We start from the raw sequence: 7,482 nt of genomic DNA on the forward strand, positions 1-7,482 counted from the left end.
CCTTCTTGACCGGATCGGAGAACGCGCTCCGCCAGACTTCCTTGTGGATGATGTTGGCGACTTTAGCCCCGCCTGATTCGGGCTCCTTTCAAGTGAAGGCGTCGGGCATCGACCCCTTCTTCTTGGCGATGAAGTCCTTCAACGCTTCGTCGATGCTCGGATCGAGATGCGGCGCCTCGTAGCTTTCCAGCCAGCGGCGGGCGAGTTCGTTGGCGCGCTGCGGCGCGGTCTTCTCGCCTTCGGCCAGCCACTGCTCGTAGGAATTGTTGTCGGCGATGTTGGAGCGGTAGAAGGCGGTCTGGAAATTGGCCTGGGTGTGGTCGCAGCCGAGATAGTGGCTGCCCGGCCCAACCTGGCGGATGGCGTCCATCGCCTGGCCGTTTTCCGACAGGTCGACACCCTCGGAAAACTTCTGCGTCATGCCGAGCTGATCGATGTCCATCATGAATTTCTCATAGCAGGACGCCAGCCCGCCCTCGAGCCAGCCGGCCGAATGCAGCACGAAATTGGTGCCGGCCAGGATGGTCGAGTTCAGCGTGTTGGCGCTCTCATAGGCCGCCTGTGCGTCCGGAACCTTGGACGCGCAGAGCGAGCCGCCGGTGCGGAACGGCAGGCCGAGGCGACGGGCAAGCTGCGCCGCGCCATAGGAAACCAGCGACGGCTCCGGCGTGCCGAAGGTCGGCGCTCCCGACTGCATCGAAATCGACGAGGCGAAGGTGCCGAACAGCACCGGCGCGCCCGGCCGGATCAGCTGCGTGAACGAGGCGCCGGCCAGCACTTCGGCCAGGACCTGCGTCAGCGTGCCGGCCACCGTCACCGGGCTCATCGCGCCGGCAAGGATGAACGGCGTGACGATGCAGGCCTGGTTGTGGCGCGCATAGACTTTCAGCGCGCCGAGCATGGTCTCGTCGAACACCATCGGCGAGTTGGCGTTGATCAGGCTGGTCAGCACCGTGTTGTTCTCGACGAAATCGTCACCGAACACGATCTTGGCCATGGCGACGGTGTCTTCGGCGCGCTCCGGCGCGGTCACCGAACCCATGAACGGCTTGTCGGAATATTTGATGTGGCTGTAGATCATGTCGAGATGGCGCTTGTTGACCGGCACGTCGACGGGCTCACACACCGTGCCGCCCGAATGGTGGATCGACGGCGCCATATAGGCGAGCTTCACGAAATTCTGGAAATCCTCGATCGTCGCATAACGCCTGACGCCATCGAGGTCACGCACGAAGGGCGGACCGTAGACCGGCGCAAAGACGGTGGCATTGCCGCCGATCTGCACCGAGCGCTCGGAATTGCGCGCATGTTGGGTGTAGACGGACGGCGCGGTCTTGAGCAGCGAACGGCACAGACCCTTCGGAAAGTGCACGCGCTCGCCCTTGACGTCGGCGCCGGCCTCTTTCCACAGTTGCAGCGCTTCCGCGTCATCACGGAAGATGATGCCGATTTCCTCGAGCACCGTGTCGGTGTTCTTCTCGATCAGCGCCAGGCCTTCCTCGTCCAGCACCTCGTAAACGTTGATCTTGCGTTTGATGTAGGTGAGCTGCGTACCTGGGCCACCGCCCGAACGTGCTGCCCGCCGGGCTGCTGCCCCGCCACTGGCGCCACGCCCACGTCGCGCGTTTGACGCTTCCTGATCGACTGCCGCGTGTTCGCTCATGGTGGCTCTTCCCTGAAACTGTTCTTGTCTGGATCCATAGCGGCTGCCTCGCCGCTTCTTGCCAGATCGTAGCCATGCACCCTATTCGAAACGGCCCGCCAGCGCCAACGCCTGTCGCAAAATCGACAAGAATTCCAAGAGAGTTACGGTCGCTTTCCTTTTGCGGGAAGTCGCAAATCAGCTATGGATACATGCCCTCAGCGGGTTAGGTATGAACGCGAAGATGTGTGCCTTGCGACATGGTCGCGATGCCGGCAGGAGCTCGATATAAATGTCCGACGACGAGATCATCCTTTCCGAACTTTCCGACGACGAGTTGGTGCAGCAGATGCACGACGATCTCTATGACGGGCTGAAGGAAGAGATCGAGGAAGGCACCAACATCCTGCTCGAGCGCGGCTGGGTGCCCTATAAAGTGCTGACGGAAGCGCTGGTCGAAGGCATGCGCATCGTCGGCGAGGATTTTCGCGACGGCATCCTGTTCGTTCCCGAAGTGCTGCTTTCGGCCAACGCGATGAAGGCCGGCATGTTCATCCTGCGTCCGCTGCTCGCCGCCACCGGCGCGCCGAAGCAAGGCAAGATGGTCATCGGCACCGTCAAGGGCGACATCCACGACATCGGCAAGAACCTCGTCGGCATGATGATGGAAGGTGCTGGTTTCGACGTCATCGATCTCGGCATCAACAATGCGGTCGAGAAATATCTCGATGCGATCGAACAGCACCAGCCCGACATCATCGGCATGTCGGCACTGCTGACCACGACCATGCCCTATATGAAGGTCGTCATCGACACGATGAAGGAAAAGGGCATCCGCGACGATTATGTCGTGCTGGTCGGCGGCGCGCCGCTGAACGAGGAATTCGGCAAGGCCGTCGGCGCCGATGCCTATTGCCGCGACGCGGCAGTGGCGGTCGAGACCGCCAAGGACTTCATGAAGCGCAAGCACAATGTGCGCGCTTCGGCCTGATTGGCCATTTCGGCCGGACAACAGGAAAAGCCGCGCCTTGCAGCGCGGCTTTTTTGTTCCCAGATGAAGAAGGCCGGGTGCGGATCAGGGATTGTTGACGGTGTCCTCGACCGCATTGGCGGTTGATTTGACGTCCTTGCCGACGCCTCGGACGGTGTTCGCACAAGCCGTGAGGGCCAGGGCGCAGGTCAAGATGGCAATTGGCGTGATGCGTAGCAGTTTCATGGACGGTGTCTCCCTCAATAGATAAATTAGCGCTACAGCAACGAAGGCCGGCTCGACGGGTTCCATGGCCAAGACGCAAAAAACGAAACCGAATCAAGACGACAGGCTGCTCGTTATCGCCTGTGGGATGATTGCGCGCGAAATTCTGGCCGTCAAGGAACAGCTCGGACTGGATCACCTCGACCTGACCTGCCTGCCGGCAGAATTCCATTTCTATCCGGACCGCATCGCCCCGGCCATGGACAAGGCAATCGAAAAGGCCAAGGCCGAAGGCTACAGCAACATCTTCGTCGGCTATGCCGACTGCGGCACCGGCGGCCTGCTCGACAGGGTCTGCGAGAAGCATGGCGTCGAGCGCATGGCCGGCCCGCACTGCTTTGCCTTCTATCAAGGCATGGAAGCCTATGCGAAAATCGCCGACGAGGACATGATGTCCTTCTACATGACCGACTTCCTCTGCCGGCAGTTCGACGCCTTCTTCATGAAACCGCTCGGCCTCGACAAGCACCCGGAGTTGATCAAGGACTATTTCGGCAACTACGAGAAGCTGATCTATCTGGCCCAGACCAATGATCCGGAACTCGACAAGGTCGCCGAAAAGGCAGCCAGAATGCTTGGTCTCGTCTATGAACGCCGCGCAACCGGCTATGGCGACCTGACGGCCGGAATGGCGCAGGCGGCTGCACACGCCTGAAGCAATTCCTGACCCCGCTATGCTCCAACCCTGGGTGACAGGCCGCCGAGAACGGGTAAGTTGTGCGCCATAAGGCAACAGGCCCTCCAGGCCATTCGAACGTGGAAACGCACCGATGACCCCTCGCCTCTTGATAGCCGCACTCGGTCTCCTCTGTTTCGCCCTGCCCGCTCATGCCGATGGCGACGTACAGAAACTCATCACCCCGGCCGACAAGAAGCGGCTCGACAATTATGGCGAGACGCGCAAGGCGGCGCTTGCCGAGGCGAAAGCTGGAGATGCGGCCGAGGTCAAGCAACTCGACGCCTTGCTGGCAAAACCGCTGGTGGCCTTTTCCGACAAGGACCTGACCGGCAGTTGGCGGTGCCGCACCATCAAGGCCGGCGGGTCTTTGCCGCTCGTCATCTATGGCTGGTTCAAGTGCAAGGTGACCGACGACGGTTCCGGCTGGCGGCTGGAAAAGATCAGCGGCTCGCAGCGCACCAAGGGCCGCTTCTTCGATGATGGCGAGAAACGCGCGATCTATCTCGGCTCCTTCTATGTCAACGATGATCCGGCAAAGCCCTATGGCAGCGGCCCGCAGACCGACCAGGTCGGCTACGCCTTCCGCAACAGCGCCAAGGAATGGCGCATCGAATTTCCGGCGCCCTACTACGAATCGAAGCTCGATATCATCGAATTCAAGCGCTGACTGTGTATCGAAGGCTGATCACCAAGGATTAACCCGGACGCCCTAGCATCCCGACCATTATCAAGAACGGGTTGCTTGGAGGGGGCAAGATCCATGGCAGCATCAGAATCCAGCACGCGGATCGTGGTCGTCACCGGAGGCGGCCAGCATGTCTGGGCTATCGTCAACGCGATCACCGACCGCGTCGGCCCTGTCAGCGTCATCCTCGAAACGCCTGAATCCAAAAAGCAATTGCTTCGCGGCCGGGCTCGCCGCCAGGGCTGGATCTCCGCCATCGGCCAACTTGGCACGATGGTGCTCAGCAGACTGGGCAAACGGCTTCTCGCCAGCCATGCCGCCCGGCTGATTGCCGAGGAAAAGCTCGAGGTCGAGCCGCGGCGGGATCAGGAAATCATCCATGTCGCCTCAGCCAACGGGCCGGAATGCCTCGAAGCGATCAAGAAGATCCAGCCTGGCGTTGTCCTGCTTAATGGCTGCAGGCTGTTGTCGAAGGACATGCTTGCCCGGATGCCTTGCCCGGTGCTCAACTATCACGCCGGCATCACGCCGAAATACCGCGGCATGAACGGTGGCTACTGGGCGTTGACGTCAGGCGACCCGCAGAATTTCGGCACCACCGTGCATCTGGTCGATGCCGGCGTCGATACGGGCGCCGTGCTGAAACAGGTGCGCGGTCAACCGAAACGCGGCGACACCATCTCCAGCTATGCGTTGCGCCAGGCCGCGTTCTCGCGCGACATCTGCGTCGAGGCGGTCAGCGATGTTCTGGCCGGAAAAATCACCACCGTCGACCCCGGCCTGTCATCACAGCAATGGTTTCACCCGACGATCTGGTTCTACGTCTGGACTGGCCTGAGAACCGGCATCTGGTAACGCGTTCCTCGTCAGGATCCGCATGCCGTGCGCCGGCTTTTCCGACGCCTCGAACCGGGCGCCGGCAGACGCCGGAAACGAATAATCACACCTTTCATTTTACGACATCCAAATGCGTCGCTTTTGAATGCGCGCGCGTCGTCCCATAACAAGCGGCCCCACTGCGCTTCCGGCAATGCTCGCAGAACGAGGAGTGAGAATTCATGGCCGATCTGATCGTCGTCTACTGGCGCGACATCCCAGCCCAAATCATCGTCAAGAAGGGCCGGCAGAACGCCAAGCGCGAGCTGCCGCTGCGCTTCACCGAAGCGATCGACATGTGCGCGATGCGCACTGGCGCCGGCGGCACCGACGATTATCTGGCCGAATGGCGCAAGGCCGATCCCGTTCCGGTCGGCGATGACCTCGAAGCCGAGGTCGAGAAGGCATTCAACGACATCGACACGAAATACGACCGCGAGCGGCTGGTCGCCCTGGTCAAGGCAGGCGGCAAAGAAAATGTCTGAAACCAGTCCTGCCAAGGATGGCCAAAGGGTTGTCCAGCCGGTTACCCAGGCCACTCTGGTCAAAAAGGCAGCGCCGAAATCCGACTACAAGCCGGCCGACGTATCGCCGCAGCGGCGCGTGCAGCGTTCCTTTGCGGTCAGATTATGGTCTGTGCGGCACTCGCGATTACTCGAATGGTTCTACGCCAAATTCGCCGACATGTTCCTGCTCCTCCATCCCTTGTGGAAGGGCATAGGTTACGGCCGCGTCGAAGGGCCGATCAAATTCGTCGAGAAGCGCGTCAAGGGCTTCATGTTCGACTGCCGCATGTGCGGCCAGTGCATATTGTCCTCGACCGGCATGTCCTGCCCGATGAACTGCCCCAAGCAATTGCGCAACGGTCCTTGCGGCGGCGTCCGCGCCAACGGCAATTGCGAGGTCGAGCCCGATATGCCCTGCGTCTGGGTCAAGGCCTGGGAAGGCTCGCAGAACATGGTGCACAGCGACAGGATCCTGACCGTGCAGAAGCCGGTCGACCAGTCGCTGCGCGAAACCTCGGCCTGGCTGCGGGTGACCGCACAGGCGGCCACCGCACGAGAAGCGGCCGCTGCCGCCAAGAATGAGACGGCAAACACCGGGGCACCGGCATGATCGGCCGCCAGCGCGACGAGAACCCGGCCGGCATCCATCTGCCGCTCGAGCCACTGCCCGGCCACACTTCGCGCGGCCGGCTGGAGCGCGTCCTGCGGCGCGGCGAGTTCGCCGTCACCACCGAGCTCAACCCGCCCGACAGCGCCGATCCGGAAGACGTCTATAACCGCGCCAAGATCTTCGACGGCTGGGTCGATGCCATCAACGCCGTCGATGCATCCGGCGCCAATTGCCACATGTCGTCGGTCGGCATTTGCGCGCTTTTGACCCGCATGGGCTATGCGCCGATCATGCAGATCGCCTGCCGCGACAAGAACCGCATCGCCATCCAGGGCGACGTGCTGGGCGGGGCCGCGATGGGCGTCGCCAACATGCTGTGCCTGACCGGAGACGGTGTGCAGGCCGGCGACCAGCCCGGCGCCAAGCCGGTGTTCGACCTCGACTGCATGTCGCTCCTGGAAACCTGCCGCATCATGCGCGACAATGGCAAGTTCCTGTCCGGCCGCAAGCTGACGACGCCACCGCAGCTTTTCCTCGGAGCCGCGATCAACCCATTCGCGCCACCGATCGACTTCCGGCCGCATCGGCTGGGCAAGAAGATCGCCGCCGGCGCGCAATTCGTGCAGAGCCAGTATTGCTTCGACGTGCCGATGTTCCGCAGCTACATGCAAAAGGTGCGCGACCTCGGCTACACCGAAAAATGCTTCATCCTGGTTGGCGTCGGGCCGCTGGCCTCGGCCAAAACGGCCAAGTGGATCCGCTCGAACGTGCCGGGCATCCATATTCCCGATTCTGTCATCAAGCGGCTGGAAGGCGCCCAGGACCAGAAAAAGGAAGGCAAGCAACTCTGCATCGACATCATCAACGAGGTGAAGGAAATATCAGGCGTTTCCGGCGTCCATGTGATGGCCTACCGGCAGGAGGAATATGTCGCCGAGATCGTCGATGAATCGGGCGTGCTGAAGGGCCGCCAGCCTTGGAAACGTGAGATCCGCCGCGACGATCAGCTCGTCGCCGACCGGCTCGACAGCATCTTGCACGACGACATTACCGAAACGCAGGTGGACATGGTGAAGACCGCGCATTGACGGCGCGGACGGCCACCCATTCGCTTGAACGAAACCAGATAACGATATAAAGAAATCTTTATATCACGGCGGAGAGAATTCCATGACCCGTACCATCGTCGCCTCGGCGACACGAGAAATCATCATCGGCTTCGACCAGCC

At 61.4% G+C, this 7,482-nt stretch carries 9 protein-coding genes; 7 read left to right on the forward strand and 2 right to left on the reverse strand.

Annotated features, from left to right (window positions below):
- Positions 1-88 precede the first annotated feature (88 nt).
- Positions 89-1,663: a trimethylamine methyltransferase family protein gene (locus tag EOB59_RS05620; RefSeq protein ID WP_024501311.1), complete on the reverse strand. Its 1,575-nt coding sequence runs from the start codon at positions 1,661-1,663 to the stop codon at positions 89-91.
- A gap of 271 nt (positions 1,664-1,934) precedes the next feature.
- On the opposite strand from EOB59_RS05620, the gene EOB59_RS05625 reads away from it, so the two are divergent.
- Complete coding sequence (locus EOB59_RS05625; protein WP_027029468.1) at positions 1,935-2,633, forward strand: B12-binding domain-containing protein; 699 nt, start codon at positions 1,935-1,937, stop codon at positions 2,631-2,633.
- A gap of 84 nt (positions 2,634-2,717) precedes the next feature.
- Here the strand turns inward: EOB59_RS05625 and EOB59_RS05630 are convergent, their stop codons facing one another.
- Positions 2,718-2,858: an entericidin A/B family lipoprotein gene (locus tag EOB59_RS05630; protein WP_023812312.1), complete on the reverse strand. Its 141-nt coding sequence runs from the start codon at positions 2,856-2,858 to the stop codon at positions 2,718-2,720.
- A gap of 64 nt (positions 2,859-2,922) precedes the next feature.
- Between EOB59_RS05630 and EOB59_RS05635 the strand changes: the two genes are divergently transcribed.
- The 6 genes from EOB59_RS05635 (at position 2,923) to EOB59_RS05660 (ending at position 7,341) form a co-directional block, all read left to right on the forward strand.
- Positions 2,923-3,552, forward strand: a complete 630-nt coding sequence (locus EOB59_RS05635) for a DUF1638 domain-containing protein (protein WP_128287871.1) — start codon at positions 2,923-2,925, stop codon at positions 3,550-3,552.
- 115 nt (positions 3,553-3,667) lie between these two features.
- A complete protein-coding gene (locus EOB59_RS05640; protein WP_127317921.1) occupies positions 3,668-4,243 on the forward strand; it encodes a DUF4893 domain-containing protein in 576 nt (191 codons plus the stop codon).
- A gap of 93 nt (positions 4,244-4,336) precedes the next feature.
- Positions 4,337-5,116, forward strand: coding sequence for a formyl transferase (locus tag EOB59_RS05645; protein ID WP_128287872.1), 780 nt, complete (start codon positions 4,337-4,339; stop codon positions 5,114-5,116).
- A 203-nt stretch (positions 5,117-5,319) separates the two neighbouring features.
- The gene (locus EOB59_RS05650; protein WP_023812316.1) at positions 5,320-5,622 is read left to right on the forward strand and encodes a virulence factor; all 303 of its coding nucleotides are present in this window, start codon (positions 5,320-5,322) and stop codon (positions 5,620-5,622) included.
- A complete protein-coding gene (locus EOB59_RS05655) occupies positions 5,615-6,253 on the forward strand; it encodes a methylenetetrahydrofolate reductase C-terminal domain-containing protein (protein ID WP_128287873.1) in 639 nt (212 codons plus the stop codon). The genes EOB59_RS05650 and EOB59_RS05655 overlap by 8 nt, the downstream gene beginning before the upstream one ends.
- Entirely contained in the window at positions 6,250-7,341 is a 1,092-nt protein-coding gene (locus EOB59_RS05660) for a methylenetetrahydrofolate reductase (RefSeq protein ID WP_128287874.1), read from the forward strand. The genes EOB59_RS05655 and EOB59_RS05660 overlap by 4 nt, the downstream gene beginning before the upstream one ends.
- Positions 7,342-7,482: the final 141 nt, after the last annotated feature.

Source organism: Mesorhizobium sp. M7A.F.Ca.MR.176.00.0.0, from assembly GCF_004023165.1.
In the GTDB taxonomy this organism is placed as follows: domain Bacteria; phylum Pseudomonadota; class Alphaproteobacteria; order Rhizobiales; family Rhizobiaceae; genus Mesorhizobium.

Coding starts and splice junctions, on each gene's coding strand:
- EOB59_RS05635 (WP_128287871.1), top strand. CDS start 2,923: ATGGCCAAGACGCAAAAAACGAAACCGAATCAAGACGACAGGCTGCTC.
- EOB59_RS05655 (WP_128287873.1), top strand. CDS start 5,615: ATGTCTGAAACCAGTCCTGCCAAGGATGGCCAAAGGGTTGTCCAGCCG.
- EOB59_RS05630 (WP_023812312.1), bottom strand. CDS start 2,858: ATGAAACTGCTACGCATCACGCCAATTGCCATCTTGACCTGCGCCCTG.
- EOB59_RS05640 (WP_127317921.1), top strand. CDS start 3,668: ATGACCCCTCGCCTCTTGATAGCCGCACTCGGTCTCCTCTGTTTCGCC.
- EOB59_RS05650 (WP_023812316.1), top strand. CDS start 5,320: ATGGCCGATCTGATCGTCGTCTACTGGCGCGACATCCCAGCCCAAATC.
- EOB59_RS05660 (WP_128287874.1), top strand. CDS start 6,250: ATGATCGGCCGCCAGCGCGACGAGAACCCGGCCGGCATCCATCTGCCG.
- EOB59_RS05620 (WP_024501311.1), bottom strand. CDS start 1,663: ATGAGCGAACACGCGGCAGTCGATCAGGAAGCGTCAAACGCGCGACGT.
- EOB59_RS05645 (WP_128287872.1), top strand. CDS start 4,337: ATGGCAGCATCAGAATCCAGCACGCGGATCGTGGTCGTCACCGGAGGC.
- EOB59_RS05625 (WP_027029468.1), top strand. CDS start 1,935: ATGTCCGACGACGAGATCATCCTTTCCGAACTTTCCGACGACGAGTTG.